25 protein-coding genes are annotated in these 26,788 nt (G+C 71.2%); 18 read left to right on the forward strand and 7 right to left on the reverse strand.

Features of this window, described 5'->3' with window-relative positions:
* Positions 1 to 343 precede the first annotated feature (343 nt).
* The 3 genes from Pta02_RS09025 (at position 344) to pssA (ending at position 2,926) form a co-directional block, all read left to right on the forward strand.
* The gene (locus Pta02_RS09025) at positions 344 to 1,336 is read left to right on the forward strand and encodes a TerC family protein (protein ID WP_203874258.1); all 993 of its coding nucleotides are present in this window, start codon (positions 344 to 346) and stop codon (positions 1,334 to 1,336) included.
* A gap of 128 nt (positions 1,337 to 1,464) precedes the next feature.
* Positions 1,465 to 2,112 carry a phosphatidylserine decarboxylase gene (locus tag Pta02_RS09030; RefSeq protein ID WP_203874259.1) on the forward strand — a complete coding sequence of 216 codons (648 nt, stop codon included), beginning with the start codon at positions 1,465 to 1,467 and terminating at the stop codon, positions 2,110 to 2,112.
* Positions 2,099 to 2,926 (forward strand): CDP-diacylglycerol--serine O-phosphatidyltransferase, encoded by an 828-nt coding sequence (pssA, locus tag Pta02_RS09035; protein ID WP_203874260.1) that lies wholly within the window; start codon positions 2,099 to 2,101, stop codon positions 2,924 to 2,926. The genes Pta02_RS09030 and pssA overlap by 14 nt, the downstream gene beginning before the upstream one ends.
* A 100-nt stretch (positions 2,927 to 3,026) precedes the next feature.
* Here the strand turns inward: pssA and Pta02_RS09040 are convergent, their stop codons facing one another.
* Positions 3,027 to 3,668, reverse strand: coding sequence for an MBL fold metallo-hydrolase (locus Pta02_RS09040; RefSeq protein ID WP_203874261.1), 642 nt, complete (start codon positions 3,666 to 3,668; stop codon positions 3,027 to 3,029).
* The gene (locus Pta02_RS09045) at positions 3,665 to 4,468 is read right to left on the reverse strand and encodes a maleylpyruvate isomerase family mycothiol-dependent enzyme (RefSeq protein ID WP_203874262.1); all 804 of its coding nucleotides are present in this window, start codon (positions 4,466 to 4,468) and stop codon (positions 3,665 to 3,667) included. The genes Pta02_RS09040 and Pta02_RS09045 overlap by 4 nt, the downstream gene beginning before the upstream one ends.
* Before the next feature lie 290 nt (positions 4,469 to 4,758).
* Here Pta02_RS09045 and uvrA point away from each other — a divergent pair, with 290 nt between their 5' ends.
* The 7 genes from uvrA to whiA all read left to right on the forward strand — a co-directional run bounded on the left by uvrA (position 4,759) and on the right by whiA (position 14,121).
* Positions 4,759 to 7,599 carry an excinuclease ABC subunit UvrA gene (gene uvrA, locus Pta02_RS09050; RefSeq protein WP_203874263.1) on the forward strand — a complete coding sequence of 947 codons (2,841 nt, stop codon included), beginning with the start codon at positions 4,759 to 4,761 and terminating at the stop codon, positions 7,597 to 7,599.
* An 82-nt stretch (positions 7,600 to 7,681) separates the two neighbouring features.
* Complete coding sequence (locus Pta02_RS09055) at positions 7,682 to 8,104, forward strand: Rieske (2Fe-2S) protein (protein WP_203874264.1); 423 nt, start codon at positions 7,682 to 7,684, stop codon at positions 8,102 to 8,104.
* 149 nt (positions 8,105 to 8,253) lie between these two features.
* Complete coding sequence (locus Pta02_RS09060) at positions 8,254 to 8,730, forward strand: Rieske (2Fe-2S) protein (protein ID WP_203874265.1); 477 nt, start codon at positions 8,254 to 8,256, stop codon at positions 8,728 to 8,730.
* A 221-nt stretch (positions 8,731 to 8,951) separates the two neighbouring features.
* Positions 8,952 to 11,021, forward strand: a complete 2,070-nt coding sequence (gene uvrC, locus Pta02_RS09065; protein WP_203874351.1) for an excinuclease ABC subunit UvrC — start codon at positions 8,952 to 8,954, stop codon at positions 11,019 to 11,021.
* A gap of 56 nt (positions 11,022 to 11,077) precedes the next feature.
* Entirely contained in the window at positions 11,078 to 11,950 is an 873-nt protein-coding gene (gene rapZ, locus Pta02_RS09070) for an RNase adapter RapZ (RefSeq protein ID WP_203874266.1), read from the forward strand.
* Between the two features lie 119 nt (positions 11,951 to 12,069).
* Complete coding sequence (locus tag Pta02_RS09075; protein ID WP_203874267.1) at positions 12,070 to 13,047, forward strand: gluconeogenesis factor YvcK family protein; 978 nt, start codon at positions 12,070 to 12,072, stop codon at positions 13,045 to 13,047.
* Positions 13,048 to 13,140: 93 nt separating this feature from the next.
* Positions 13,141 to 14,121 carry a DNA-binding protein WhiA gene (gene whiA, locus Pta02_RS09080; protein WP_203874268.1) on the forward strand — a complete coding sequence of 327 codons (981 nt, stop codon included), beginning with the start codon at positions 13,141 to 13,143 and terminating at the stop codon, positions 14,119 to 14,121.
* A gap of 164 nt (positions 14,122 to 14,285) precedes the next feature.
* On the opposite strand, the gene Pta02_RS09085 is transcribed toward whiA, so the two are convergent.
* Positions 14,286 to 14,789, reverse strand: coding sequence for a hypothetical protein (locus Pta02_RS09085; protein ID WP_203874269.1), 504 nt, complete (start codon positions 14,787 to 14,789; stop codon positions 14,286 to 14,288).
* Positions 14,790 to 15,020: 231 nt separating this feature from the next.
* Here Pta02_RS09085 and gap point away from each other — a divergent pair, with 231 nt between their 5' ends.
* The 5 genes from gap to Pta02_RS09110 all read left to right on the forward strand — a co-directional run bounded on the left by gap (position 15,021) and on the right by Pta02_RS09110 (position 18,833).
* Complete coding sequence (gap, locus tag Pta02_RS09090; protein WP_203874270.1) at positions 15,021 to 16,025, forward strand: type I glyceraldehyde-3-phosphate dehydrogenase; 1,005 nt, start codon at positions 15,021 to 15,023, stop codon at positions 16,023 to 16,025.
* Entirely contained in the window at positions 16,025 to 17,212 is a 1,188-nt protein-coding gene (locus tag Pta02_RS09095; RefSeq protein WP_203874271.1) for a phosphoglycerate kinase, read from the forward strand. Before gap ends, Pta02_RS09095 begins: the two co-directional genes overlap by 1 nt.
* Positions 17,213 to 17,252: 40 nt before the next feature.
* A complete protein-coding gene (gene tpiA / locus Pta02_RS09100; RefSeq protein WP_203874272.1) occupies positions 17,253 to 18,038 on the forward strand; it encodes a triose-phosphate isomerase in 786 nt (261 codons plus the stop codon).
* Between the two features lie 136 nt (positions 18,039 to 18,174).
* On the forward strand, positions 18,175 to 18,405 hold the full coding sequence (gene secG / locus Pta02_RS09105) for a preprotein translocase subunit SecG (protein ID WP_068899030.1): 231 nt from the start codon (positions 18,175 to 18,177) through the stop codon (positions 18,403 to 18,405).
* Between the two features lie 80 nt (positions 18,406 to 18,485).
* The gene (locus Pta02_RS09110; RefSeq protein ID WP_012892502.1) at positions 18,486 to 18,833 is read left to right on the forward strand and encodes an RNA polymerase-binding protein RbpA; all 348 of its coding nucleotides are present in this window, start codon (positions 18,486 to 18,488) and stop codon (positions 18,831 to 18,833) included.
* 136 nt (positions 18,834 to 18,969) lie between these two features.
* On the opposite strand, the gene Pta02_RS09115 is transcribed toward Pta02_RS09110, so the two are convergent.
* Both Pta02_RS09115 and Pta02_RS09120 read right to left on the reverse strand, forming a co-directional pair.
* Positions 18,970 to 19,824, reverse strand: coding sequence for an IclR family transcriptional regulator (locus tag Pta02_RS09115; protein WP_203874273.1), 855 nt, complete (start codon positions 19,822 to 19,824; stop codon positions 18,970 to 18,972).
* Positions 19,821 to 21,347, reverse strand: coding sequence for an N-acyl-D-amino-acid deacylase family protein (locus Pta02_RS09120; RefSeq protein ID WP_203874274.1), 1,527 nt, complete (start codon positions 21,345 to 21,347; stop codon positions 19,821 to 19,823). The genes Pta02_RS09115 and Pta02_RS09120 overlap by 4 nt, the downstream gene beginning before the upstream one ends.
* 179 nt (positions 21,348 to 21,526) lie before the next feature.
* Here Pta02_RS09120 and Pta02_RS09125 point away from each other — a divergent pair, with 179 nt between their 5' ends.
* Complete coding sequence (locus Pta02_RS09125; RefSeq protein WP_203874275.1) at positions 21,527 to 21,733, forward strand: EF-hand domain-containing protein; 207 nt, start codon at positions 21,527 to 21,529, stop codon at positions 21,731 to 21,733.
* A gap of 60 nt (positions 21,734 to 21,793) precedes the next feature.
* Here Pta02_RS09125 and Pta02_RS09130 read toward each other — a convergent pair whose 3' ends face one another.
* Complete coding sequence (locus tag Pta02_RS09130) at positions 21,794 to 22,045, reverse strand: hypothetical protein (RefSeq protein WP_203874276.1); 252 nt, start codon at positions 22,043 to 22,045, stop codon at positions 21,794 to 21,796.
* A gap of 240 nt (positions 22,046 to 22,285) precedes the next feature.
* Here Pta02_RS09130 and Pta02_RS09135 point away from each other — a divergent pair, with 240 nt between their 5' ends.
* Positions 22,286 to 23,338, forward strand: coding sequence for a zinc-binding dehydrogenase (locus tag Pta02_RS09135; protein ID WP_203874277.1), 1,053 nt, complete (start codon positions 22,286 to 22,288; stop codon positions 23,336 to 23,338).
* A gap of 11 nt (positions 23,339 to 23,349) precedes the next feature.
* Here Pta02_RS09135 and Pta02_RS09140 read toward each other — a convergent pair whose 3' ends face one another.
* The gene (locus tag Pta02_RS09140) at positions 23,350 to 24,528 is read right to left on the reverse strand and encodes an ADP-ribosylglycohydrolase family protein (RefSeq protein ID WP_203874278.1); all 1,179 of its coding nucleotides are present in this window, start codon (positions 24,526 to 24,528) and stop codon (positions 23,350 to 23,352) included.
* Positions 24,529 to 24,760: 232 nt separating this feature from the next.
* Between Pta02_RS09140 and Pta02_RS09145 the strand changes: the two genes are divergently transcribed.
* Positions 24,761 to 26,788: a hypothetical protein gene (locus tag Pta02_RS09145; protein WP_203874279.1), complete on the forward strand. Its 2,028-nt coding sequence runs from the start codon at positions 24,761 to 24,763 to the stop codon at positions 26,786 to 26,788.

The raw sequence follows: 26,788 nt of genomic DNA on the forward strand, positions 1-26,788 counted from the left end.
CGCCTTCCCGGGAGAGCCGGGCCCGCTCCTCCGCGCCGGGCGCGGGCGTCTGGCGGAGAGGGCCGCGCCGGTCCTCCACGCCGGGGAGCCGACGTTCCCCGGGGACGGAGGCGGTCCGAGCTGGGGGGAAGAATCCGGCGGCGGAGGCGGTTGAATTAGGTGCCGCCGAGCCAGATCCCTATACTGGCTTGGTTAGGGGGGGAGTATCCCTTCGCGGCAGTCTCGTCATCACGGTGTCGCCTCGATCCACGAGGCCCCCGGGGCTGTCGGTCCGCGCATGATTTTCGCTGGGCGGGAGAGACCTCCGGCAATCAGCCATGCGCGCCGGAGGGTTTATACCACTATGACTGTACCCGTTTGGGCCTGGATCGCCGTCATCGGCGGTCTTCTCGTAGTCCTCGCCTTCGACCTGTGGATCGTCGACCGCGGTGAGCCCCGGGAGTTCACCCTCCGGCAGGCCGGTTTCTGGGTCGGCTTCTATGTCACCCTCGCCGTCGTCTTCGGCGGCGTGCTCTGGGCGACGGCGGGGGCGACATCGGCGGGACAGTTCTTCGCCGGCTACATCACCGAGTACAGCCTCAGTGTCGACAACCTCTTCGTCTTCTACATCATCATGACCCGCTTCGCGGTGCCCAAGATCCACCAGCACAAGGTGCTGCTGGTCGGCATCCTGATGGCGCTGGTCATGCGGGGCATCTTCATCGCGGCCGGCGCCGCGGCCCTGGCGAGCTTCGGGTGGCTGTTCTACATCTTCGGCGCCTTCCTGCTCTACACCGCGGTGCAGCTGGTCCGCCAGCACGGCCACGACGAGGAGGAGTTCACCGAGAACGCGGTGCTGCGCTGGGCCCGCCGGGCGCTGCCGCACACCGACGACTACGTCGGTTCCAAGGTCATCGTCAAGGTCGACGGCAAGCGCCTGGTCACCCCGATGCTGATCGTCATGATCGCCATCGGCACCACCGACCTGCTGTTCGCGCTCGACTCGATCCCGGCGATCTTCGGTCTCACCACCGACGCGTTCATCGTCTTCACCGCCAACGCGTTCGCCCTGATGGGCCTGCGCCAGCTGTACTTCCTGCTGGGCGGGCTGCTGCAGCGCCTGGTCTACCTCAGCTACGGACTGGCGTTCATCCTCGGTTTCATCGGGGTTAAGCTGATCCTTGAGGCGCTCCACTCCAGCGGCGTCTCGTGGGCACCCGAGGTGCCGATCTCGCTGTCGCTGTCGGTCATCGGCGTCACCATGGTGATCACCACCCTGGCGAGCCTCGCCAAGTCCCGGCGTGACGTCCGCAAAGGCAACCAAATCCCCACCTCCTCGGAGGCCAAGCAGGGCTAGCGGAATGGCGGGGGAGACGGTTTGCTTGTCTCGTCGCGACCTAAAAGGACTGAGAGATCGGTAGCATCCTCCACCAGGGCGGGTAGACATACCGGTCTAACGCCGCAAGACATCACAAAAGGTTCCCTGTGTCCCACGATTCAGCAAGCCAGCAGCCAGGCCGCGTACGGCTGGCGCGTGGCGTCTCTCCGTGGTTGCTCCCGACAGTGGTGGCGGCCGCCGCGACCTCTCTGCTCACCCGCCGCGACCGCCGCTGGGCGCTGGCCGCGGCCCCGCTGACCGCCCTCACCGGCGGCATGCTCTGGTTCTTCCGCGATCCCGAGCGCGCTCCCGGCACCGCGCGGATCCTGTCGCCCGCCGACGGGGTGGTGCAGAGCATCGACCCGTGGCCCGACGGCCGCACTCGGGTGGCCATCTTCATGAGCCCGCTCAACGTGCACGTCAACCGCGCGCCGATGGCCGGCACCGTCACCTCGGTGGAGCACGTGCCCGGCGGGTTCGTGCCCGCCTTCAACAAGGACAGCGACCAGAACGAGCGGGTCGTGTGGCATCTGGACACCGCGCTCGGCGACCTCGAGTTCGTCCAGATCGCAGGCGCGGTCGCCCGCCGCATCGTGCCCTATCTCCAGGCGGGCGCCAAGGTGGCCAGGGCCGAGCGCGTCGGGCTGATCAGGTTCGGCTCGCGAGTGGACGTCTACCTGCCCGAGGGCATCGCTCCGGCGGTGTCGGTGGGGCAGAAGACCGTCGCGGGGGTGACCGGCCTTGACCACGGCTGACGCGAGCTGGTCGATGGACGAGGCGGACGACGAGCCACGGGGGCCCGTCGGTAAGGCCTTCAGGCTCTCCGCCGCCGACTCCCTGTCGCTGGGAAACGCGCTGTGCGGCTTCCTGGCCGTGTGCGTCCTGGCCTGGTCGGCCATCACGTCGCTCCAGCAGACCGGCAAGTTCTCCGCCGATCCCCGCTTCTTCGGCACCGCGGTGGTCCTGCTGCTGCTCGGCGCGACCTGTGACCTGTTCGACGGCCTGGTGGCCCGCCGCTTCCGCGCCTCGGCCATGGGCGCCGAGCTCGACAACCTGGCCGATGTGATCAGCTTCGGCTTCGCCCCCGCCTTCATGGTGGTCATCTGGGCGGGCTTCAACCCGCGGGTGCCGTTCGTCATGGTGATGATCGCCGCGGCGTCGGTGCTGCTGGCCGGCGTCATCCGTCTGGCGCGTTTCGCCTGCGTCAAGACCAAGAGCGGTGACTTCATGGGACTGCCCATCCCGATGGGCGCCATGACCGTGGTCTCGATCGTGCTGCTGTTCCCGCCCTCGATCTGGGCGGTGCTGCCCATCTTCGGCGTCGCCTACCTCATGGTGAGCCGGATCGAGTATCCCAAGCCCAAGGGCAACCTGGCCGCCGCCGTACTGGCGTGGATGATGATCAACGTGGCCTGCCTGACCATCTGGGCCGCGGGGCTGGCCGGGGGCGACAACCTCATCAAGGTCGGCGCCGTCATGCAGGTGGCGATCGTGGCGGCCATCCCGCTGCGCGTGCTGATGTTCAAGCGTGAGAAGCGCAAGGAGCGCAAAGAGTCCGAGCGCGTCTGACCCCGGGCCCCGGGGTGAACAGGACCCCGGGGCCGCGTGGACGCCGGTGGCGCCGGTCGTTCGGTGGCGTCTCGTGTGACGGACGCCGGTCGCGCGGGGGCTACCAGCCCCGCTCGCGCCAGGCCGGCAGGGACGGGCGCTCGGCGCCGAGCGTGGTGTCCTTGCCGTGGCCCGGATAGACCCAGGTCTCGTCGGGGAAGCGGTCGAAGACCCGCTCGGAGACGTCGGTGAACAGCTGGGTGAAGCGGGCCGGGTCCTTCTCGGTGTTGCCGACGCCGCCCGGGAACAGCGAGTCGCCGGTGAACAGGTGGCCGTTGTAGTGCAGGGCGATCGAGCCCGGCGTGTGCCCGCGCAGGTGGATGACCTCCAGGTCCACCACGCCGACGGTGACCTTGTCGCCGTGCTCGACCTCCAGCGAGACCGGGACGGGCAGGGCCGGGGCGTCCAGCGGGTGGGCGATCACCAGGGCGCCGGTGGCCCGGGCGACCTCCTCCAGGGCCTGCCAGTGGTCGCCGTGCCGGTGGGTGGTGACGATCCGGCCGATCGGCATGTCCCCGACGAGCTCCAGCAGCCGGTCGGCCTCGGCGGCGGCGTCGATCAGCAGCCCGTCGCCGGTGTCGTTGCACCGGATCAGATAGGCGTTGTTGTCGAACGGCCCGACCGCCAGCTTCGAGATCGTTACGGCGGGCAGCTCGCGTACGTCGGCGGGGCCGCCGACCTGCACGTCGCCGGTATATGTCATGGGTACTCCTCCGGAGGTGTCGCGGGAAGGCCGGGGACGGCGGACACGGCCAGCCACGGCGGCGCCGCCGGCAGCGGCCCGGCGGCGGGCTGGTTGCCCGAGGCCCCCTCCCGCATCACCCTAAGGCCGGCCCCCGCCGTACGGCCCGTCACCCACCCCAGCAGTGTGCGGGCGTCGCCCTGGACCACCGGCCCGGTGCCCAGGTCGCGCCAGACCTGGCGGTGCTTGTCGCCGTCCTTGACCTCCTCCACCACGAGCTCGCTGACCGTGCTGAGCTCCCGGGGCCAGCACACCAGCGCGTCGTGCAGCTCGCGCCGGACGAACCGCTCGGGCCAGTCGGAGCAGCCGTAACCCGCGTCGAGGTCCACGTGGTGGATCTCGACTTCACGCAGCCGGCGGACCGGCAGGTACCAGGCCGGGTGCGGGGCCGTCCGCAGCCCGCCGACTATCGCCGACCACGCTTCGGAGGGCAGGGCGCGGAAGGCCGCGGCCAGCCGTTCCGCGCTCTCCTCCAGGTCGGCGAGCTGCTCCTTGACGGGCCGCGGGGCACCGGCCTCGATGCCGGCGTCCCGGCTCTCGGGGCTGGGGTACTGGGGGGTCTCCACGCCCGTCCTGGCCCACTCGACGAGGTTCACGAGGCTGTCGGCGTTGCGGGCGAGGTGCGTGATCACATGGCCCCGGGTCCAGCCGGGCAGCCGGGAGGGCCCGGCCACGGCGGCGTCGGACAGCCCGGCCACGGTGGCGAGGAGGCGTCCGGTGGAGGCGGTGAGTTCGGTCTGGAGTGCGTGTAGGACATCCATCCTCACACTTCACCATTTCCGGCGGGAGCCGTACCAGGGCGTGCGTCATACCAGGGCATGTGCCATACCCGGGCATAAAGGGACATTTCAGCCTGTTGATGCAGGAGAGACCTGCCGCACTCCGGAGAAGGTCGTAATCTGGGGTGGCCGGGAGACCCCGTCCCGCGCGGGGCGGCGGGCGCCGTCCCCGGGCGCCGCTCCACTCAGATCGCCGGAGCGGAAATTGTCGGACCCCCTCGCTAGTCTTCCCGCGACCGCTCTCAACCCTCTACAAAGACGTCGGGACTGCCGTGGCTGACCGCCTCATCGTGCGTGGAGCACGTGAACACAATCTCAAGGACGTCTCGCTGGACCTGCCGCGAGACTCGCTGATCGTCTTCACCGGCCTGTCGGGGTCCGGAAAGTCCAGCCTGGCCTTCGACACCATCTTCGCCGAGGGCCAGCGGCGCTACGTCGAGTCCCTGTCGGCGTACGCCCGCCAGTTCCTCGGGCAGATGGACAAGCCCGACGTCGACTTCATCGAGGGACTGTCCCCCGCGGTGTCCATCGACCAGAAGTCGACCAGCCGCAACCCCCGCTCCACCGTCGGCACGATCACCGAGGTCTACGACTACCTGCGTCTGCTGTGGGCGCGCATCGGCAAGCCGCACTGCCCGCAGTGCGGGCGCGCCATCGCCCGGCAGAGCCCCGAGCAGATCGTCGACCGCGTCATGGAGCTTCAGGAGGGCACCCGCTTCCAGGTGCTCGCTCCGGTCGTCCGCGGACGCAAGGGCGAATACACCGAGCTGTTCGGCCAGCTCCAGGCCAAGGGCTACGCCCGGGCCCGGGTCGACGGCGTGGTGATCCGGCTGGACGAGCCGCCGCAGCTGAAGAAGTACGAGAAGCACGACATCGAGGTCATCGTCGACCGGCTGTCGGTCAAGGAGAGCTCGCGCAGCCGCCTGACCGGCTCGGTGGAGACCGCCCTGCAGCTGTCGGGCGGCACGATCACGCTGGAGTTCGTCGACCTCCCCGAGGACGACCCGAACCGCGAGCGCTTCTACTCCGAGCACCTCTACTGCCCCTACGACGACCTGTCGTTCGAGGAGATGGAGCCGCGCTCGTTCTCCTTCAACTCGCCGTTCGGCGCCTGCCCCGAGTGCACCGGGCTGGGCACGCGGATGGAGGTCGACCCCGAGCTGGTCGTGCCCGACCCGGAGGCGACCCTGGGCGACGGCGCGCTGGCCCCCTGGGCGGGCGGCCACACCAGCGACTACTTCGAGCGCCTGATCGAGGCGCTGGGCAAGGCCATGGGGTTCAACCTCGACACCCCCTGGGAGCGCCTGTCCCGGCAGGCGCAGAAGGCGCTGCTGCACGGCAGCGACGAGCAGGTGCACGTCCGCTACAGCAACCGCTACGGCCGCCAGCGCTCCTACTACACCGCCTTCGAGGGCGTGATCTCCTGGGTGCAGCGCCGCCATGCCGAGTCCGAGAGCGACGGCATGCGCGAGAAGTACGAGGGCTTCATGCGCGAGATCCCGTGCCCGGCCTGCAAGGGGGCCAGGCTCAAGCCGGTCTCGCTGGCCGTCACGGTGGACGGGCACTCCATCGCCGAGGTCTCGGCGATGTCGATCGGCGAGTGCGCGGCCTTCCTGGCCGGGCTGAAGCTGTCCGACCGCGACATGCAGATCGCCGAGCGGGTGGTCAAGGAGATCAACGCCCGGATGGGCTTCCTGCTCGACGTCGGCCTCGACTACCTCACCATGGACCGCGCGGCCGGCACGCTCGCCGGCGGCGAGGCCCAGCGCATCCGGCTGGCCACCCAGATCGGCTCCGGCCTGGTCGGCGTGCTCTACGTGCTGGACGAGCCCTCCATCGGCCTGCACCAGCGCGACAACCAGCGGCTGCTGGAGACCCTGATCCGGCTGCGCGACATGGGCAACACGCTCATCGTGGTCGAGCACGACGAGGACACCATCGCCGCCGCCGACTGGGTCGTCGACATCGGCCCGGGCGCGGGCGAGCACGGCGGCCAGGTCGTCGTCTCCGGCCCGGTCCCCGAGCTGCTGGCGTGCGAGGAGTCGATGACCGGCGCCTACCTGTCCGGCCGCAAGAGCATCACCATCCCGGCCGAGCGCCGCAGGCGCGACCGCAAGCGGCAGCTCGCGGTCAAGGGCGCCCGCGAGCACAACCTCAAGGGCGTGGACGTCGAGTTCCCGCTCGGGGTGTTCACCGCGGTCACCGGCGTGTCGGGGTCCGGCAAGTCCACCCTGGTCAACGACATCCTCTACAACGCGCTGGCCAAGGAGCTCAACGGCGCCCGCACGGTCCCCGGCCGCCACTCGCGGGTCAACGGCATGGACCTGGTCGACAAGGTCGTGCACGTCGACCAGTCGCCGATCGGCCGCACGCCCCGCTCGAACCCGGCGACCTACACCGGCGTCTTCGACAAGGTGCGCGACCTGTTCGCCCAGACCACCGAGGCCAAGGTCCGCGGCTACGCCAAGGGGCGCTTCAGCTTCAACGTCAAGGGCGGCCGCTGCGAGGCGTGCTCCGGCGACGGCACCATCAAGATCGAGATGAACTTCCTGCCCGACGTGTACGTGCCGTGCGAGGTCTGCCACGGCGCCCGCTACAACCGGGAGACCCTGGAGGTCCACTACAAGGGCAAGACGATCTCCGAGGTGCTCGACATGCCGATCGAGGAGGCGCTCGACTTCTTCGACGCCATCCCCTCGATCAAGCGCTACCTCAAGACGCTCAACGACGTCGGCCTGGGCTACGTCCGGCTCGGCCAGCCCGCCACGACCCTGTCCGGCGGCGAGGCCCAGCGCGTCAAGCTCGCCTCGGAGCTGCAGCGCCGCTCCACCGGGCGGACGGTCTACGTGCTGGACGAGCCGACCACCGGCCTGCACTTCGAGGACATCCGGCGCCTGCTGGGCGTGCTCGGCAAGCTCGTGGACGGCGGCAACACGGTCATCGTCATCGAGCACAACCTCGACGTCATCAAGACCGCCGACTGGATCATCGACATGGGCCCCGAGGGCGGCTCCAAGGGCGGCACCGTGGTGGCCACCGGCACGCCCGAGGAGGTCGCGCTGGTCGAGGCCAGCCACACCGGCCGCTTCCTGCGCAAGATCCTGGGTTCCTGAACCCGGATTCGGGACCGGGCTCCCGCGTCAATACCCTTGGCGGGAGCCCGGTTTCACGGGGGACGTTGCGAGAAGGGCCGCAATGAGCAGCAGTGATGGTTTCGCCATGCCCACGCGCAGGCGTGTGATCGGCGCCGCCGGTGCCGTCGTGTGCGGTGCGGCGCTGGCGGGGTGCGCCGGGGAGCAGGGCCCGGCCGTGGTGCCGCCGGGCATCAAGGGCAAAGTCATCGCCAAGACCGCCGACATCCCGGTGGGCGGCGGCAAGGTGATCCACGAATGGAAGATCGTCATCGCCCAGCCGACCTCGGGGGTGTTCAAGGCGTTCAGCGCCAGCTGCCCGCACCAGGGCTGCGCGGTCGCCCGCCCGGCCGACGGGGTCATCCGCTGCCCCTGTCACGGCAGTGAGTTCGACGCCGTCTCCGGAAAGTGCCTCAAGGGCCCGGCGGAGGCCCCTCTGGCGGAGTTCGCACTGAAAGTGCAGGGTGACGGCATCGTAATGGTCTGACCAGAAAAGGACACTTTCCCGGTCAGGAGGCCTCTCCCGGGCGTGGTGAAGGCGTAAATCTTCACAGTCTTCTGACATTCGGTACGGCATGCTGAACCGTCATCGGGACGCGAGCCGTACCGACAGAAGAGATACCTGGGAGGGTGACGATGACAGAGACGACGACACGTCGTGCGGTGATGCTGGGTGCCGGAGGCGTCGGACTGACGGCCGTGCTCACCGCGTGTTCCGGATACGGCCAGCCGACCGCCGACCAGGCGACCACCGAGGCGAGCGAGTCCGCCGCGCCCAGCTCCGCGCCGGAGGAGACCGGATCGGGCTCCGGCGGGGGTTCCGAGCCCAAGGGGTTCACCACGACCGCGGACATCCCCGAGGGCGGCGGCAAGGTCTTCAAGGACGAGAAGGTCGTGGTGACCCAGCCCAAGGCCGGGGAGTTCAAGTGCTTCACCTCGGTCTGCACCCACCAGGGGTGTGACGTCGAGGGCGTCGAGGGCGGCACGATCAACTGCCCGTGCCACGGCAGCAAGTTCAACATCGCCGACGGCTCCGTCGCCAACGGGCCCGCCAGCAAGCCCCTTGAGGAGAAGACCATCAAGGTCGACGGCGACTCGATCTCGCTGGCGTAGAAGTGTCTGACAAATGCTGCCCGTTGCAGCGCGGACCCAGATTTGTCAGACCTGACTCAAGGGCGTACGCGGTGGATCCCCTCCGGGGTGGGGGGTCCACCCGATGCCCGGCGCACCGTCCGGGACTCGGGGCCCGGTCCGGTGCGCCGGGCGATCCTCCCGCCCGCGACGGCGGGGATCCTGTCGGCGGGGGCCGATAGGCTTCACCTGTGGCGAGATCTGTGGGTGGGCCGGCGAGTTTCCGGCCGAGTCCGGGGTCGATTCCCGAGTCCCCCGGCGTCTACCGGTTCAGGGATCCGGAAGGCCGAGTGATCTACGTCGGCAAGGCCAAGAGCCTGCGCCAGCGGCTCAACTCCTACTTCGCCGACTTCGCGGGCCTCCACCCGCGCACCCAGACCATGCTCACGACCGCCGCCGGCGTCGACTGGACGGTCGTCGGCACCGAGGTCGAGGCGCTCCAGCTCGAATACTCCTGGATCAAGGAGTACGATCCGCGGTTCAACGTCAAATACCGCGACGACAAGTCCTACCCCTACCTCGCGGTCACGATGGGGGAGGAGTTCCCCCGGGTCCAGGTGCTGCGCGGGGCCAAGCGCAAGGGCACCCGCTACTTCGGGCCCTACTCCCACGCCTGGGCGATCAGGGAGACGGTCGATCTGCTGCTGCGGGTGTTCCCGATCAGGAGCTGCTCGTCGGGGGTGTTCCGCCGGGCCGCGCAGATCGGCCGCCCCTGCCTGCTGGGCTACATCGACAAGTGCTCGGCGCCGTGCGTCTCCCGTGTCACCGAGGCCGAGCACCGCGCGCTCGCCGAGGACTTCTGCGACTTCATGGCGGGCAACACCGGCCGGTTCATCAAGCGCCTGGAGGGCGAGATGCGCCAGGCCGCCGCCGAGCAGGAGTACGAACGGGCGGCCCGGCTCCGCGACGACATCGAGGCGCTGCGCCGGGCGCTGGAGAAGCAGGCCGTGGTGCTGGCCGACAGCACCGACTGCGACGTGGTCGCGCTGGCGGAGGACGCCCTGGAGGCGGCCGTGCAGGTGTTCTACGTCCGCGGCGGGCGGATCAGGGGCCAGCAGGGCTGGGTGGTCGACAAGGTCGAGGAGACCTCGCCCGGTGAGCTGGTCGAGCGGTTCCTGCTGCAGATGTACGGCGAGGCGGCCCCCGAGACCCTCCCCAAGGAGGTGCTGGTGCCGGCCCTGCCGCCCGACGCGGAGGCCGTCACCGAGCTGCTGGGCGAGCGGCGCGGGAGCCGGGTGGAGATCCGCGTGCCGCAGCGGGGCGACAAGCGGTCGCTGATGGAGACCGTCGAGCGCAACGCCAAGGAGTCCCTGGCCCAGCACAAGATCAAGCGTTCCAGCGACCTGACCGCGCGCAGCAAGGCGCTGCAGGAGCTCGCCGACGCGCTCGACCTCGACCAGGTGCCGCTGCGCATCGAGTGCTACGACGTCTCCCACCTTCAGGGCACCGACGTGGTGGCCTCGATGGTGGTGTTCGAGGACGGCCTGGCGCGCAAGAGCGAATACCGCAGGTTCTCCGTCCGCTCCACCGAGGGCGACGTCGCCTCGATCCACGAGGTGATCTCCCGGAGGTTCAAGCGCTACCTGGAGGAGCGCTCGGCCACCGGCGAGCTCGACGTGGAGACCGGCACGGAGGCCGGGGTGCATGACGGCGCCGGACCGCAGAGGGGCGCCGTGCCTGAGACGGGCGGCGGATCGGGTGTGCGCGGCGACGGCGGATCGCAGACGGACGGCGGGCCGGAGGCGGGTGAGGCGGCGGCTGCGGGCATCGACCCCGAGACGGGGGCTGCGGGCATCGACCCCGAGACGGGCCGGCCGCGCAAGTTCGCCTACCCGCCCCACCTGGTGGTGGTCGACGGCGGCCCGGCCCAGGCGGCCGCGGCCCGGCGGGCGCTGGACGAGCTCGGCGTCGACGACGTCGCGGTCTGCGGCCTGGCCAAGCGGCTGGAGGAGGTGTGGCTGCCCGGTGAGGAGCTGCCGGTCATCCTGCCCCGGTCGAGCGAGGCTCTTTACCTTCTGCAACGCGTCAGGGACGAGGCGCACCGCTTCGCCATCACATACCATCGTTCCAAACGCTCCAAGAGCGTGCGGGAGAGTGCCCTGGACGATGTTCCTGGCCTCGGTCCGGCCCGGAGGCAGGCTCTGATCAAGCATTTCGGATCGGTGAAACGGCTGCGTGAGGCGACCGCCGCCGAGATCTGCCAGGTTCCCGGGATCGGCCCCGCCACGGCCGAGACGATCGTGTCGGCCTTGAAGGGGGAGAACCCATCGTGAGTGAGCGGGCCCATCTACGCGGCGACGTCGCGGACGCGGCCGATCAAGGAGACCTCGTGAGTGGGAGAGAGCCCGCGTTCGTCATCGTCACCGGCATGTCCGGGGCGGGCCGGAGCACGGCGGCCAAGGCCCTGGAGGACCTGGGCTGGTTCGTCATCGACAATCTGCCGCCCGGGCTGCTGTTCGCCATGGCCGAGGAGGCCGGGCGGGTCAAGCTGGCCGCCGACAAGGTCGCCGCGGTGGTCGACGTGCGCAGCCTGGCCTTCACCACCGACCTCAACGCCGCCATCGAGGAGCTCGACGGCAGGGGCGTCGCGGTGCGGGTGGTGTTCCTGGAGGCCAGCGACGAGGAACTGGTCCGCAGGTTCGAGAACGTCCGCCGGCCCCACCCGCTGCAGGGCGACGGCCGCCTGGTCGACGGCATCGCCCGCGAGCGCGGCATCCTGCGCGATGTGCGCGCCAACGCCGACCTGGTCATCGACACCTCCAACCTCAACGTCCACGAGCTCCGAGGCAAGATCGTCGCCTTCTTCGGCGGGGAGGACCGCCCCGGGCTGCGGGTCAACGTGCTCTCCTTCGGGTTCAAGTACGGCCTGCCCGTCGACGCCGACCTGGTCGTCGACTGCCGCTTCCTGCCCAACCCCCACTGGGTGCCGGAGCTGCGCCCCATGAACGGCCTCGACACCCCCGTGCGCGAATACGTCCTCAGTCAGCCCGGCGCCAAGGAGCTCCTCGACGCCTACGAGGAGGTGATCGGCATCATCTCCGCCGGATACGTCCGCGAGGGCAAGAGCTACGCCACCATCGCGGTGGGCTGCACGGGAGGCAAGCACCGCAGCGTGGCCATGGCCGAGCAGATCGCCGGGCGCCTGCGCGACCGGGGCGGCATGGACGTCCAGGTGAGCCACCGGGATGTGGGCCGGGAGTGAGCGGGCCGGAGATCGGGCGAGCGGCGGAGGACGGCGGTCCGGGGCAGCCGGGTGTGGGAGCACGGGCGGGCGCCGGGAGGCCGGCGTCGGCGCGAGAGCTCGCAGGGATCGGGGGACCGGTGCCGGGCGAAGGATCGTCGGCACGGGTTGAGGGGCCGCCGCCGGGTGAGGGGCCGAGGGTCGTCGCCCTGGGCGGGGGGCACGGGCTGTACGCCTCGTTGTCGGCGTTGCGCCGGGTCACCTCCGAGCTGACGGCGGTGGTCACCGTGGCCGACGACGGGGGATCGAGCGGGCGGCTGCGCCGCGAACTCGGCGTGGTGCCCCCGGGCGACCTGCGGATGGCCCTGGCCGCGCTGTGCGGCGACGACGAGTGGGGGCGGACCTGGAGCGAGGTCGTCCAGCACCGCTTCCGCAGTGAGGGCGAGCTGCACGGTCACGCGGTGGGCAACCTGCTCATCGTGGCGCTGTGGGAGAAGCTCGGCGACACCGTCGCCGGCCTCGACTGGCTGGGCAGGCTGCTGGGCGCCCACGGCAGGGTGCTGCCGATGTCGTCGGTCCCGCTCGACATCGCCGCCGAGGTGGAGCTGGACGGGGAGGTGAGCACCGTGCGCGGCCAGGTGGCCTGCGCGCTGACCCCCGGCCGAGTCCGGGCCATCTCCCTGGTTCCGGAGGATCCGCCCGTCTGTCCCGAGGCGGTCCAGGCGGTGCTGGACGCCGACTGGGTGATCCTCGGCCCCGGATCATGGTTCACCAGCGTCCTGCCCCACCTGAAGGTGCCCCGGCTGGCCGAGGCCCTGCACGCCACCCGCGCCCGCCGCCTGGTCGCCCTGAACCTGGCGCCCCAGCCGGGGGAGACCGACGACTTCTCCCCGCAGCAGCACCTGGAGGTGCTGCGCGGGCACGCGCCGTCCCTGCCGATCGACGTGGTGCTGGCCGACACCGGCGTGGTCGACGACCGCGAGGAACTGCACAAGGCCGTCGTGGAACTGGGCGGGGAGCTCGTTCTGGCCGACGTCGCGGCCCCGGACGGCTCGCCACGGCACGACACACGACGTCTTGCCTCCGTCCTGGGCGAGATTTTCCACAAGAAGCGTTGATCCTGGCCGGTGCGGCTCCGGAGTGCGAGAAACTTCTGTGAACCTGCTCCAAGCCGGGTCGCAGGAAGTTCACAAGGGGGAGGACGAACGCGCATGGCGATGACAGGCGTGGTGAAGGACGAGCTGAGCAGGCTGCCGGTCCTCAAGCCTTGCTGCCGCAAGGCGGAGGTGTCGACGCTTCTCCGGTTCGCGAGTGGCCTGCACCTGGTGGGCGGGCGGATCGTGATCGAGGCGGAGCTCGACACCAACGTCACGGCCCGAAGGCTGATCAAGGACATCGGAGAGGTGTTCGGGCACAAGGCGGAGGTCCTCGTGCTGGCCCCCGCCGGGCTGCGCAAGGGCTCCCGCTACGTCGTGCGGGTCTACCGCGACGGTGAGGCCCTGGCGCGCCAGACCGGCCTGATCGACAACCACGGCCGCCCGGTCCGCGGCCTGCCGCGCCAGGTGGTCGCCGGGGCCACCTGCGACGCCGAGGCGGCCTGGCGCGGAGCGTTCCTGGCGCACGGCTCCCTGACCGAGCCCGGTCGATCGATGTCGCTGGAGATCACCTGCCCGGGGCCGGAGGCGGCGCTCGCGCTGGTCGGCTCCGCGAGGCGGCTGAAGATCCACGCCAAGGCCCGCGAGGTGCGCGGCATCGACCGCGTCGTGGTGCGCGACGGCGACGCGATCAGCGCGCTGCTGACCCGGCTGGGCGCCCACGACAGCGTGCTGGCCTGGGAGGAGCGCCGCATGCGCCGCGAGGTGCGCGCCACGGCCAACCGCCTGGCCAACTTCGACGACGCCAACCTCCGCCGCTCGGCCCGCGCCGCGGTCGCCGCCGGCGCCCGGGTCCAGCGCGCTCTGGAGATCCTCGGCGACGACGCCCCCGACCACCTGGTGATCGCCGGGCGGCTGCGGGTGGAGCACAAGCAGGCCTCCCTGGAGGAGCTCGGCCAGCTCGCCGACCCGCCGCTGACCAAGGACGCCATCGCCGGCCGCATCCGCCGCCTGCTGGCCATGGCCGACAAGCGCGCCCAGGACATGGGCGTCCCCAACACCGAGGCCAACCTGACGGTGGACATGCTCACGTCGTAGGCGACGCCGTATGGGGCTCCCCCGGGTGTCCACGGGCGCCGGCGGACAGAGTGGCATAAGGGCGCATGAGAGCGCATACACGGCGAGAGCCGGGACCTCACGATGAGGATCCCGGCTCTCGCCGTATAAGGACTGCTCGCCGTATGAGCGCTGCCTGGAGCTGCCTACGCCGGGTTGTGGGGCTTGAAGTTGTCGACCGGCTGCGTGCCCTCCTGCTGCGGGTAGGAGGGCGCGGCGAGGGCCTCGCGGGCGGCCTTGACGCGCTTGTTCACGAAGAAGAAGCCGGCGACGCCGGCGATCACCCAGAACAACAGGACCTTGGGGTCCTGCTTGACGGCGTCGGGAAAGACCTTGGCGACCAGGCTCACGGCGTCGCCGTAGGACAGCGCGTCACCGCTGGCCTTCACCACCGCGCCGACGCCGCCGAGGAAGGTGCCCAGGGCGGCGCCTGCGAGGGAGAACAGGGCGGCCAGTGCGGGCAGCACCGGGCTGGTCGGCTTGACGGCCATCATGCCCAGGCCGACGAGGACGCCGACGCCGACGGCGGCGTAGCCGATCTCGCGTTCGATGACGGTGACGATCGCGCCGTAGATGACGGCGCCCAAGACGGCGGCGAGGAGTCCGACGATGATGCCGGGCACCAGGCCGCTACGTGGTTGGGGGGCCATGTTTGTCCTCATGGTTTCCGTGCGGTTGAGGTGCTTACTGTGACGAGTGCGGGACTTTACTGGAAAAGTCCGGCAGAAGCCCTGAATTTTCGGGAAATGCAGGGTCAGGCCAAGGGGGGACCACCAATGGTCTAAACCAATCACGGTCCGATAGGGTTCTCGGTGAGGTATCAGCCCGCCACGTCGCCGGCCCGCTCGGCCGGCGCACCGACGTACGAGGAGATCGGCACCGTGAGCATCCGCGTAGGCGTCAACGGATTCGGCCGCATCGGCCGCAACTTCTGGCGCGCGGTCGCCGCCAGCGGCAAGGACATCGAGATCGTTGCGGTCAACGACCTGACCGACAACGCGACGCTCGCCCACCTGCTCAAGTACGACAGCATCCTGGGCCGCCTGCCGTACGAGGTGAAGAGCACCGCCGACGAGATCATCGTGGACGGCAAGGCGATCAAGGCCTTCGCCGAGCGCGACCCGGCCAAGCTGCCCTGGGGCGACCTGGGCGTGGACGTCGTCGTGGAGTCCACCGGCTTCTTCACCGACGCCGACAAGGCCCGCGTGCACGCCGAGAACGGCGCCAAGAAGGTCATCATCTCGGCCCCGGCCAAGAACGAGGACGTCACCGTCGTCATGGGCGTCAACCACGACCAGTACGACCCGGCCAGCCACACGGTGATCTCCAACGCCTCCTGCACCACCAACTGCCTGGCCCCGATGGCCAAGGTCATCAACGACTCCTTCGGCATCACCAAGGGCCTGATGACCACCATCCACGCCTACACGCAGGACCAGAACCTGCAGGACGCCCCGCACAAGGACCTGCGCCGCGCCCGCGCCGCCGCGCTGAACATCGTCCCGACCTCCACCGGTGCCGCCAAGGCCATCGGCCTGGTCCTGCCCGAGCTCAAGGGCAAGCTCGACGGCTACGCGCTGCGCGTGCCGATCCCCACCGGCTCGGCCACCGACCTGACCGTCGAGGTCGGTCGCGAGACCACCGTCGAGGAGGTCAACGCCGCGCTCAAGGCCGCCGCCGAGGGCCCGCTCAAGGGCATCCTCAGCTACAACGAGGACCCGATCGTCTCGGCCGACATCGTCACCGACCCGGCCTCCTGCATCTTCGACGCCCCGCTGACCAAGGTGATCGGCAACCAGGTCAAGGTCGTCGGCTGGTACGACAACGAGTGGGGTTACTCCAACCGCCTGGCCGACCTCATCGAGCTCGTGGGCGCCGACCTCTGATGAAGGACCTGTCCCAGCTCGACGTGAAGGGTCGGCGCGTGCTCGTCCGCGCCGACCTCAACGTCCCCCTGGACGGGGACGTCATCACCGACGACGGGCGCATCCGCGCCTCGCTGCCGACCATCAGGGACCTGACCGGGCGCGGCGCGAAGGTGATCGTCTGCGCCCACCTGGGCCGCCCCAAGGGCGCGCCCGATCCCAAGTACTCCCTGGCCCCGGTGGCGCGCCGGCTCGGCGAGCTCCTGGAGACCGAGGTCGCCTTCGCCTCCGACACGGTCGGCGAGTCGGCCCAGGCCGTCGTGGAGGGTCTGGCCGAGGGCCGGGTGGCCCTGCTGGAGAACCTGCGCTTCGAGGCCGGCGAGACCTCCAAGGACGACGCCGAGCGCGGCGAGTTCGCCGGGAGGCTGGCCGCTCTGGCCGAGCTCTACGTGAGCGACGGCTTCGGCGCGGTGCACCGCAAGCACGCCAGCGTCTACGACGTGCCGAAGCTCCTGCCGCACGCGGCGGGCGGGTTGATCGTCGCCGAGGTCGAGGTGCTCAGGCGCCTGACCGAGGAGCCGGCCAGGCCGTACGCCGTGGTGCTGGGCGGGGCGAAGGTCTCCGACAAGCTCGGCGTCATCGCCAACCTGCTCACCAAGGTCGACCGGCTGGTCATCGGCGGCGGCATGGCCTACACCTTCCTCAAGGCCCAGGGCTTCGAGGTCGGCCAGTCGCTGCTGCAGGAGGACCAGCTCGACAAGGTGCGCGGCTTCCTGCGTGAGGCCGACGAGCGCGGCGTGGACCTCGTCCTGCCGGTCGACATCCTGGCGGCCGTCGAGTTCGCCGAGGACGCCGAGTACGAGGTGGTCGACGCCACCGCGATCCCGGCCGACCGGCAGGGGCTCGACATCGGCCCGCGCACCCGCGAGCTGTTCGCGGGCAAGCTGGCCGACGCCGAGACCGTGTTCTGGAACGGCCCGATGGGCGTCTTCGAGTTCGAGGCGTTCTCCGGGGGAACCCGCGCGGTGGCCGAGGCGTTGGTCCGGTCGGAGGCGTTCACCGTCGTCGGCGGCGGTGACTCGGCCGCGGCCGTGCGCCGGCTCGGCCTGCCCGAGGACGGGTTCTCGCACATCTCCACCGGCGGCGGGGCCAGCCTCGAATACCTCGAGGGCAAGACCCTGCCGGGACTCGCCGCTCTGGAGGACTAGCAAGTGAACCGACGCAGCAGCGAGGAGCGATGAGCGACAGATGAGTGCCGGGCGCAAACCCCTCATCGCCGGCAACTGGAAGATGAACCTCAACCACCTCGAGGCCATCGCCACCGTCCAGAAGCTGGCGTTCGCGCTGAACGACAAGGACTTCGACAAGGTCGAGGTGGCCGTGCTGCCGCCCTACACCGACCTGCGCAGCGTGCAGACGCTGGTGCACGGTGACCGGCTGCGGATCGTGTACGGCGCGCAGGACCTGTCGGCGTTCGACGGCGGGGCCTACACCGGGGAGATCTCCGGTGCGATGCTCGCCAAGCTCGGTTGCACCTTCGTCACGATCGGGCACTCCGAGCGGCGGCAGTACCACCGCGAGGACGACGAGCTCGTCAACGCCAAGGTGCGGGCCGCCTACCGGCACTCGCTCACGCCGATCCTGTGCGTCGGCGAGGGGCTGGAGGTCCGCAGGGCCGGCGGCCACGTGGCCCACAGCCTCGCGCAGCTCGACGGGGCGCTGAAGGGCGTCCCGGCCGAGCAGGCCGCCTCGGTCGTGGTGGCCTACGAGCCCGTCTGGGCGATCGGGACCGGGGAGGTGGCCACCCCGGCCGACGCCCAGGAGGTCTGCGGGGCCCTGCGCGGCCGACTCGCCGAGCTGTATGACGCGGAGCTGGCCGCGGGCGTCCGTATCCTCTACGGTGGCTCGGTCAAATCCGACAACGTCGCCGGCATCATGGCCCAGCCCGATGTCGACGGAGCCCTGGTCGGCGGCGCCAGCCTCGACCCGGGGGAGTTCGTCAAGCTCTGCCGGTTCGATGAGATGTCGGGCTGACTGAGCCGTTCGGAGGGTACGACTTGACAGCAGGTCGTACCCTCTTAGAGCAAGTTTGAATCGTCACGCCTCAGGGCGTACCTACAAAGGAGTCGCATCCGGACGCGGGTGCGAGCAATAAGGAAACAGGTCAACGGTGACAATCGGAATCTCCATCGCCCTCATCCTGTCGAGCATGCTGATGATCCTGCTCGTCCTGCTCCACAAGGGCAAGGGCGGCGGTCTGTCGGATCTGTTCGGTGGCGGTTTCTCGTCGTCGTTCGGCGGCTCTTCCGTGGTGGAGCGCAACCTCGACCGGCTCACCATCATCACCGGGGTGGTCTGGTTCGTGTGCATCATCGCGCTGGGCCTGCTCCTGAAGCCCTGATTCGGCTTGCCGTAAAGCGTGACAGTGGTACAGCCCCCCGTTTTCCCGAGTGGCGGGGCCATCGAGCGAGGAGTTCATCCGTGGGTAGTGGCAACGCGATCCGTGGCAGTCGTGTCGGGGCCGGCCCGATGGGGGAGGCGGAGCGCGGAGAGGCGGCGCCTCGTGTGAGGGTTCCGTTCTGGTGCGCCAACATGCACGAGACGCGCCCCAGCTTCGCCAGCGACGCGGCCGTCCCCGAGTTCTGGGACTGCCCGCGCTGCGGGCTCCCGGCCGGTCAGGACGAGGCCAACCCTCCCGCGCCTCCGCGTAACGAGCCCTACAAGACGCACCTGGCCTACGTGAAGGAGCGTCGCAGCGACAAGGACGGCGCGCAGATCCTGGCCGAGGCCCTGGAGCGCCTGCGTTCTTCCTCGCGTCCGATCTACTAGTCACCGGCCGGCTCCACCGGCAGGACACGACGCGAACGGGCCCCCGTGGTGAACCACCACGGGGGCCCGTTCGTTTTCCGGCGGCGGACCGGCTCGGCTCGCAGGCCGGCACCGCGATCCGGCGGATCACGGCGGTTCAGCGCTGCGATCCCAGCTTCCGGGAGATGCGAAGGGCGGTGCCGGCCACCAGCGGCCCCAGCTCCCGCACCCGGGCGGCGGTGATCCGCGAGGTCAGGCCCGAGACCGAGACGGCGGCGGTCACGCTGTCGTCGTGGCGGAAGATGCCCGCGGCCACGCACCGTACCTCGGGCTCGTTCTCGCGGTCGTCGACGGCGTAGCCGCGCTGGCGGATCCGCGTCAGCTCGGCGCGGAGCCGTACCGGATCGGTGATCGTGTAACGGGTGAGGGCGGGCATCCCGGCGGCCACGGTCTCCTCCACGACCTCCTCCGGCTGCCAGGCGAGGATCGCCTTGCCGACGGCGGTGCAGTACAGCGGCGCCCGGCTGCCGATCCGCGAGGCCATGCGCACCGCGGCCTCGTTCTCGACCTTGTCGATGTAGACGACGTACGGCGGGTCGTAGACGACCAGGTGGACGGTCTCGCGGACCTCGCGCATCAGCTCGCGGGTCTCCTCCGCGGCCACCGTGCGCAGGTCGAGGGTGGACAGGTAGGCCTGACCGAGCCGGAGCGTGCCGTGCCCGAGCCGGTAGGCGCCGCTCCTGCGGTCGCGTTCCAGCAGCCGGGCCTCCACCAGCGGGACGGTCAGCCGCAGCACGGTGCTCTTGGACAGGCCCAGCGCCTCGGCCAGCCGGGACAGCGAGAGCCCCTGCCCGGCGCTCGCGTGGTCGCGCACGTACTCCAGTACGGCCAGCGCCCGGCGGAGCGAGGCCGACTGGTTGCGCTCCTGACCGGGAGGCCGCGCCCGGTCACGGCCCGGGCCGGAGGCGGAGGAACGGGCGGGTGCGGGGGAGGCGGGGTCCGGGCCGTTCATCGCGGCCTCAGCGGGCGTCCGGGACGCGCGCCGGTCAGGGCGCCGCCCGCCAGCACCGGTACGCCGCCGACCAGCACGTCGTCGATGCCCTCGGCCAGGACGCGCGGCCGGGAGTAGTCGGCGACGTCGCCCACCCGGTCCGGATCGATCACGACCAGGTCCGCCGCCATGCCGGGGCGGATCTCCCCGCGGTCGTGCAGGCGGAAACGGCGGGCCGGGCCGGCGGCCAGGTGCCCGACCGCCTCCTGCCAGGTCCAGTCGCCCAGCTCGCGGACGTGACGGCCGAGGAAGCGGGCGAACGCGCCGAAGCCCCGGGGGTGCGGGTGCCCGCCGATGTGGATGCCGTCGGAACCGCCCAGGTGGGCCGGGTGGCGCAGCAGCAGGCGCATGGAGGCGTCGTCGTTGCCCGGCGGCTGGGCGAAAACGCAGCTGGCGGCCAGCCGGGTCGCGATCAGCAGCTCGGCGCAGAACGCGGCGGGCTCCCGCCCGGCCTCGGCCGCGGCCTCGGCGACGCTGCGGCCCTCGGCCCAGGCCAGGTCCGCGACGGGCACGTGCGCCAGCACGGCGCGGTGCCAGAGCGTGGGGTCGGTCTCGCGGGCCAGGCGGCGCCGTACCTCCGGCTCGTGCAGCCGTGCCACGATGCGGTCGAGGTCGGGGTCGTCCAGGTCGCGGGGGAGGGCGACCATCGCCAGGATGCTGAACCCGCTGAGGTAGGGATAGCTGTCGAAGGTGACGTCCAGTCCCGCGGCGAGGGCGTCGTCGACCATGCCCGCCAGCTCGGCCCCCGGGCCGTGGTAGTGCGACACGTGCAGCGCCGCCCCCGACCTCTCGGCGATCGCGCGGGCCTCGGCCATGCCGGCGGCCGCCGCCTGCTCGTAGCCGCGCATGTGGGTGACGTACGGCAGGCCCGCCCGGGCGAGGGGCGCGCACAGCGCGGCGAGCTCGGCGGCGTCGCCGTACCGGCCCGGGATGTACTCCAGGCCGCTGGACAGCCCCGCCGCGCCCTCCTCCAGGCCCCGCTCCACCATGCGCAGCATCGCGGCGGGGTCGGCGCCGGCGGCGTGCCGGACCGTGCCGTGCGGGACCAGGTAGACGGTGTTGAGCGCGGTGGTGCCGTCGTAGGAGGCCAGCAGCTCCGCCACGCTCACCGGCCCGTCGCCCAGCGCCGGGTGGGCCCCGTTGATCGCGGCGAAGTAGCGGGTGACGAAGCGCAGCGTCGAGGGTGACGACGGCGCGAAGGACAGCCCGTCCTGCCCGAGCACGAAGGTGGTGACGCCCTGGCGCAGTGCGGCGAGCTGGACGCCGGGGTCCAGCACGGTGGCGTCGCCGTGCACGTGGGCGTCGACGAACCCGGGGGCCACCAGCCGGCCGGTGGCGTCGATGCCGACGGCGGCGGGGACGGCTTCGGCCGAGGGCCCGCCGACCGTCTCGATCCGGCCGTCGCGGACGCCGACGTCGGCGGGGTAGGGCGGGGCGCCGGTGCCGTCGACCACCAGACCGCCATGAATGAGCACGTCGAACACGCTGGTCAAAGTAGGAGAAACCAGGGCGTGCTGTCACGTTCGCGGCACATCATTGTGCAGTGCACAACATGGATGCCGCGCAGTGCGAGCCGTGGACGTCGTGCGGCGGGGCGGGATTTCGTCCTCGTTATGAAATCTCGTAGGTTGTCTGCTGATTCGGACAGCGAAAGGCGGGACACATGTCGGCGGAGCGGTTGGCGGAGCTGCGGGAGGCGTTCACCGCCATCGATGGCGACGGTGACGGGTTCATCACGGAGCAGGAGCTCGTCCGGCACTTCCCGGACCTGCCGGCCGAGGCGATCAGTTCGCTGAACCGCGTCGGCGACGCCGACGGCGACGGGCGCTTCTCCTTCGAGGAGTTCGTCAGGATGATGTCGCAGGACTGACCGGCACGCCGCCGCCGGGCACGTCGCCCGGCGGCGGAGCGCCCGGATCACCGGTGCCCGTCAGGCGCCCAGGTCCCGCACGATGTTGTCGAGCCGGTCGGCCAGGGTGTCGATCTGCTGTTCGGTGAGCGTGTCGCCGCCGGGCATCAGCCTGGTCAGGTCCCGCTTGCTCGCGATGACCAGCCCGCGGTGGGCGTCGTCGATCTCCTTCTCCGGCAGGACGATGCAGTCCCCCCGAACGAAGACCAGGGTGGCGTCGGGATCCGGTGACTCCAGCAGCCGCCGGACGCATTCGCGGTCGATGAGCGCCATGGGGCGCCTCCTTACCTGGTAGTCCGCTTTCTGCCTCTGTGGCGTTTTCCGAGGGTCTCCCGCTTCCTGCCCGGATATCGGCGGGGGAACCGCGGCCGGGACCCGCCGCGGGGACCACCGGTGGCTGGGGAGATCATTACTCGCGTCAACGCAGTTCCGGAGCGCCGCCGGGTAGGGGCACATCGGCGGCGCGCGTCCGCGCACCGGGACACCTCACTCCCACGCACCGGGAAAGACCTCATGACCGACACCATGCTCGCCGGGCGCCTCGACGTCCGGAACAAGACCTTCGCCGTCGAGGAAGTGCCCGTCCCCGAGCCCGGACCGGGCGAGGTGAGGATCAAGGTGAAGGCGGCCGGCGTGTGCCTGTCGGACGTGCACCTGATCGACGGCAGCCTGAACCCGCTCTTCCTGGCCTCCGACAAGGTCACCCTCGGCCACGAGGTCTCCGGCGTGATCGACGCCCTGGGGCCGGACGTCCCCGGCGGCTGGGCGGCCGGGCAGCGCGTCCTGCTGCAGGCGGGGGAGCGTTGCGGGCGGTGCGCCAACTGTGTGCGCTTCGTCGACCCGTGCCAGCAGGTCCGCACCCGCGGGGTCGACTACGACGGAGGCTGGGCCGAGTACGCCCTGGCCGCCCAGCACACCCTCGTCGCGATCCCGGACGACCTGCCGTTCGAGCAGGCGGCCATCATCCCCGACGCCGTCTCCACCCCCTGGGCCGCGATCGTCGTCACGGGCAGGGCCCGACCCGCCGTGCCGGTCGGGGTGTGGGGCGTGGGCGGGCTCGGGGCGCACGCCGTCCAGCTCCTGCGCCTGGTCGGCGCCGCCCCGATCATCGCCGTCGACCCGATCGAGGCCGCCCGCGAGCGCGCCCGGGACTTCGGCGCCGACCTCGCCCTGGACCCCGCCGCGCCCGACCTGCGCGACCGGCTGCTGGCCGCCACCGGAGGGCGGGGCCTGGACCTGGCCCTCGACATGGCCGGGGTGCCCGCCGTACGGGAACAGGCCGTCTCCTGTCTGGCGCCCGGCGGCAGGCTCGTGCTGGTCGGCCTGACGCCCGCCCCGCTCACCCTCACCCACAGCATCCCGTTCTCCTACTTCGGCCAGCAGATCCTGGGGCACTACGGCTCCGGGCCCGGGCACGTCGACCAACTGGTCGACCTCACCCGCCATCGCCGCCTGGACCTGACCCGATCCATCAGCGGCACCGTCCCCCTGGCGGACGCGGCCGCCGCGGTGGGGCGCCTGGAACGCAAGGAGGGCAACCCGGTCCGCCTGATCCTCACGCCCTGAGGACGGATCCGTCAGCTCGCCGGATAGCGGGAGGCGAGGTCACCGGTGGAGGCGGAGCCGGCACGGGGCACGGGGCCGCCCGTCGAGGTGAAGGCGGCGGTGAAGTCGTCGGCGACCTGCAGGATGGTCTCGCGTCCCTCGACCGCGCGCGCCCAGTCGGTGGGCACGGCGTCCTCGCCGTGGGCCGCGCCGATGATGTTTCCGCAGATCGCGCCGGTGGAGTCGGCGTCGCCGGAGTGGTTGACCGCCAGCAGCAGGGCCAGGCGCGGATCCGGCTCGACCAGGGCGCAGTAGACGGCGATGGCCAGGGCCTCCTCGGCGACCCAGGCGCCGCCCAGGCTCTGCACCTTCTCCGGGGTGGGATCCCCCTTCCCGGCCAGCCGCCGGGCGGCGCGCAGGGCCAGGCCGGTCTCCCGGTGCTCGGCGCTCTGGGAGTCGAAGGCGGACAGCCACCCCTCGGCCATCGCGACGGCCCGCGGCAGGGGGTCTCCCTGGAGGAGCCTGCCGACGAGACAGGCCAGGGCGCCGGAGGAGATGGCGGCGGTGGGGTGGCCGTGGGTGATCCGGGAGGCGGCGACGGCCAGGGTGAGGGGGTCGTCGAGCGATCCGGGTGCGGGGGCCGTGACATCACCGTTCCCCGCGGGTGCGCCGGGCTCCCACGCCTGCGGCAGGAGACCGAACGGCGCCGAGCGCATCACGGTGCCGCAGCCCTTGGAACGTGGGTTGACGGGTCCGTGATCCAGAGGAGACCCGGCCAGGGGAGACCCGGGCGGGGGCGGGACGATGCCGGAGCCCAGCCCGGACAGGCAGGCGTTGCCGGGCGCGCGGCGGGCGTACAGCCACTTCTGTGTGCGCAGCCAGCCGGTGCGGAATCCGGCCTCCCCGGAGTACGGCGCCGCGTGCGCCTGGGTGTCGAGCCAGCGCAGATAGGCCTCGCGTACGGCGGTGAGCGCGTCGCCGTCGTGCAGCCGGGCGCGGATCAGCCCTTCGGCGGTGAACAGCGTCATCTGGGTGTCGTCGGTGATCTCGGTCTCGATCATCTCCGTGAGCCCGGCGGGACCGAAACGCGAACGGATCTGTCCCAGCGACATGAACTCCACGGGATTGCCGAGCGCGTCGCCGACGGCACCGCCGAGCAGGCACCCCCGCACGCGGGAGCCGTACGGAACCGTCTCGGGCGAGTCGTTCATGATCGGTCCTTCTGGGTGGAAGCTCGGCCGGAGGGCCCGGAGGGAGAAAAGTACGACGCCGGGCCGGAAAACACCAGGCCGGGCGGTCATCGCATGGGTCAGGCGCGTGCCGGGGCTGTGACGAATCCCCTGGAGGAGATGTGCCCCCGCTGTGATCTTGCCCTGATCGGGTCGCGGGACGGTTCGTGGTGTGGAACGCTCGAATCGGCTGCCCACGGAAGGAGATCGACCGGTGCGGACACATTTCGATCCCGAGGAGTCCGAGGAGTTCGAGGCGGCCAGGGAACTGCTGATCCGCCGGTGCGCCGCCTGGGCCGCGGAGCACGGGCTCCCGGCCGACGAGCTGATCCTGTCGGTCGCGCTCGACGCCCGGCACGAGAGCGTCGACGGGCGGCTCGGCCACTGGACCCCGCAGGAGGTCCGCTACACGCTGCTGGATCTGATCCCCGGCCAGGTGACCGCTCCGGCGCAGGAGCTGGCCGGCGCTCCGCGGAGCCTGATGACGCTTCTGCGCTATCTCGCGGACTCCGGGTTGCGCGACCCGCGCGGCGCCACGCTCGCCGAGCTGGAGGAGGCCGTCGTCGAGGCGGCCGCCGAATACCCCGGGGTGCTGATGGACATGACCCGGTGGGGGCTGGCGAAGTTCTGGGCGATGACGGCGCTGGAGCACGGGGTCGACCTCACCGACGGCAGGTCCTTCGCCCGGTTCCGGCGCGACCTCGACGCCGGACGGGTGCGCTACGACCAGGAAGCGCTCGACCGCCTGGTGGAGAGACAGATGACGGAGCCGAGGCCCGACAGGGAACGGGCCTTCATCCAGCTCCCGGTGAGCATGCCGTCCGGGAGTGAGCTCGCCGAGGCGGCCGGGGACAGCGTGGCGGTACGCAGGCTGGTGTCGGTGGCCGGCTGGGCGGGTACCGAGGGCAGGGAGCTCACCGGAGCCGGGAACCTGCGGCTGCGGGACGCCCGCTCGCTGGCGGAGCTGCTCGGCACCGGTGAGCAGGAGCTCACAGTGCGCACGGCGACCGACATGCCCGAGACCGATCTGCTGCTGACCTGGGCGAAGAAGGCACGTCTGGTCCGGGTGAGCAGGGGACGGCTGCTCAGGGTCGCCAAGGCCGCACCGCTGCTGCGCGACCCCCTGGCGCTGTGGCGGCGGGCGTTCGAGACGTTCTTCGAGGTGGGGCGGGCCGTGTGCGCCCAGCCCGGGTGGGCGCCCGTCTCGCTGCTCAGCGAGATATTCGAAGAGATCATGGATGACGTGCTGAACTCGGTCTACGGCATGCCCGCCCCCATGCCGGTGGTCCGGCTGCGGGAGACGGTGTGGCTCGCCTGCAGCGAGTACCTGTGGTTCTCTCCCGACGAGGACGACCTCCGCCACGACGCCTGGCGGGCCCGGGTCGACCGGGACCTGGACCGGGCGCTGGCGGTGCTGGCCGAACTGGGGGCGGTGGAGCTGAGCCACGGCGTGGCGGACGAGGCCTTCTCGGAGGATCTCCGCGAGGACTTCGAGGCGCAGGAGGGCGTGCCGCGCCCGCTCCCGCCGGAGGTCTGCGATCGGCTCCGCGCCGCGCTCGCCGAATCCGGCCCGCTGGTACGGCTGGCCCCCATCGGTGCCTGGGCGATGCGTGAGCGCATGCTCGCCCGGGGGCGCGATGTGCCGGTGGTGGGGGAGCTGGCCGGCGCCGCACCCGCCGAGATGCTCGGCGTGGTCGCCCAGCACTACTCCGAGGAGACGGCCAGGCTGGAGATCGAGGGCTGGCTGGCCGCCCACGGAGGGGACCTCGAACCTCTGCTGCAGGCCGTACGGGACTGCCCGTTCCTGACGCGCGCCTCGGCGATGCTGAACATCCTGGCCGGGGCGCTGGACGACGGGCCGGAGCTGCTGCGGCGGCTGCGCTCGGACCCCGTGCTCGGGCCGGCCGCCGTCGAGGCCCTCATCACCGCGGGCGAGCTGCGGCCGGAGGACCTCACCGACCACGAGCAGATGCTCATGCTCGCCGCAGGCCTGCTGGCCCTGCTCGAACTCGGCGGGCCCGAGGCCGTGCGCGAGCAGCTCACCGCCGCGGCCGGCAGGGACGCGCCCGAGCTGGCCGAGGCGGTCCTGCGGTCGGGTCATCCGGCCCGGGTGGCCATGGAGGAGTTCCGTACCCTGGTGGCCGGGCCGATGCGCATCCGCCACCCGTCACGCCCGACCCGCGTTTCCGCCCCCGGGAGCCGGGGACGGCCCACCGGCCGCGGCAGGAAGCGGAAACGCTGA

Source organism: Paraplanobispora takensis, from assembly GCF_016863195.1.
In the GTDB taxonomy this organism is placed as follows: Bacteria; Actinomycetota; Actinomycetes; order Streptosporangiales; family Streptosporangiaceae; genus Planobispora; species Planobispora takensis.

Coding starts and splice junctions, on each gene's coding strand:
- Pta02_RS09025 (WP_203874258.1), top strand. CDS start 344: ATGACTGTACCCGTTTGGGCCTGGATCGCCGTCATCGGCGGTCTTCTC.
- Pta02_RS09040 (WP_203874261.1), bottom strand. CDS start 3,668: ATGACATATACCGGCGACGTGCAGGTCGGCGGCCCCGCCGACGTACGC.
- Pta02_RS09045 (WP_203874262.1), bottom strand. CDS start 4,468: ATGGATGTCCTACACGCACTCCAGACCGAACTCACCGCCTCCACCGGA.
- Pta02_RS09055 (WP_203874264.1), top strand. CDS start 7,682: ATGAGCAGCAGTGATGGTTTCGCCATGCCCACGCGCAGGCGTGTGATC.
- Pta02_RS09060 (WP_203874265.1), top strand. CDS start 8,254: ATGACAGAGACGACGACACGTCGTGCGGTGATGCTGGGTGCCGGAGGC.
- whiA (WP_203874268.1), top strand. CDS start 13,141: ATGGCGATGACAGGCGTGGTGAAGGACGAGCTGAGCAGGCTGCCGGTC.
- Pta02_RS09085 (WP_203874269.1), bottom strand. CDS start 14,789: ATGGCCCCCCAACCACGTAGCGGCCTGGTGCCCGGCATCATCGTCGGA.
- Pta02_RS09095 (WP_203874271.1), top strand. CDS start 16,025: ATGAAGGACCTGTCCCAGCTCGACGTGAAGGGTCGGCGCGTGCTCGTC.
- tpiA (WP_203874272.1), top strand. CDS start 17,253: ATGAGTGCCGGGCGCAAACCCCTCATCGCCGGCAACTGGAAGATGAAC.
- Pta02_RS09115 (WP_203874273.1), bottom strand. CDS start 19,824: ATGAACGGCCCGGACCCCGCCTCCCCCGCACCCGCCCGTTCCTCCGCC.
- Pta02_RS09125 (WP_203874275.1), top strand. CDS start 21,527: ATGTCGGCGGAGCGGTTGGCGGAGCTGCGGGAGGCGTTCACCGCCATC.
- Pta02_RS09130 (WP_203874276.1), bottom strand. CDS start 22,045: ATGGCGCTCATCGACCGCGAATGCGTCCGGCGGCTGCTGGAGTCACCG.
- Pta02_RS09135 (WP_203874277.1), top strand. CDS start 22,286: ATGACCGACACCATGCTCGCCGGGCGCCTCGACGTCCGGAACAAGACC.
- Pta02_RS09140 (WP_203874278.1), bottom strand. CDS start 24,528: ATGAACGACTCGCCCGAGACGGTTCCGTACGGCTCCCGCGTGCGGGGG.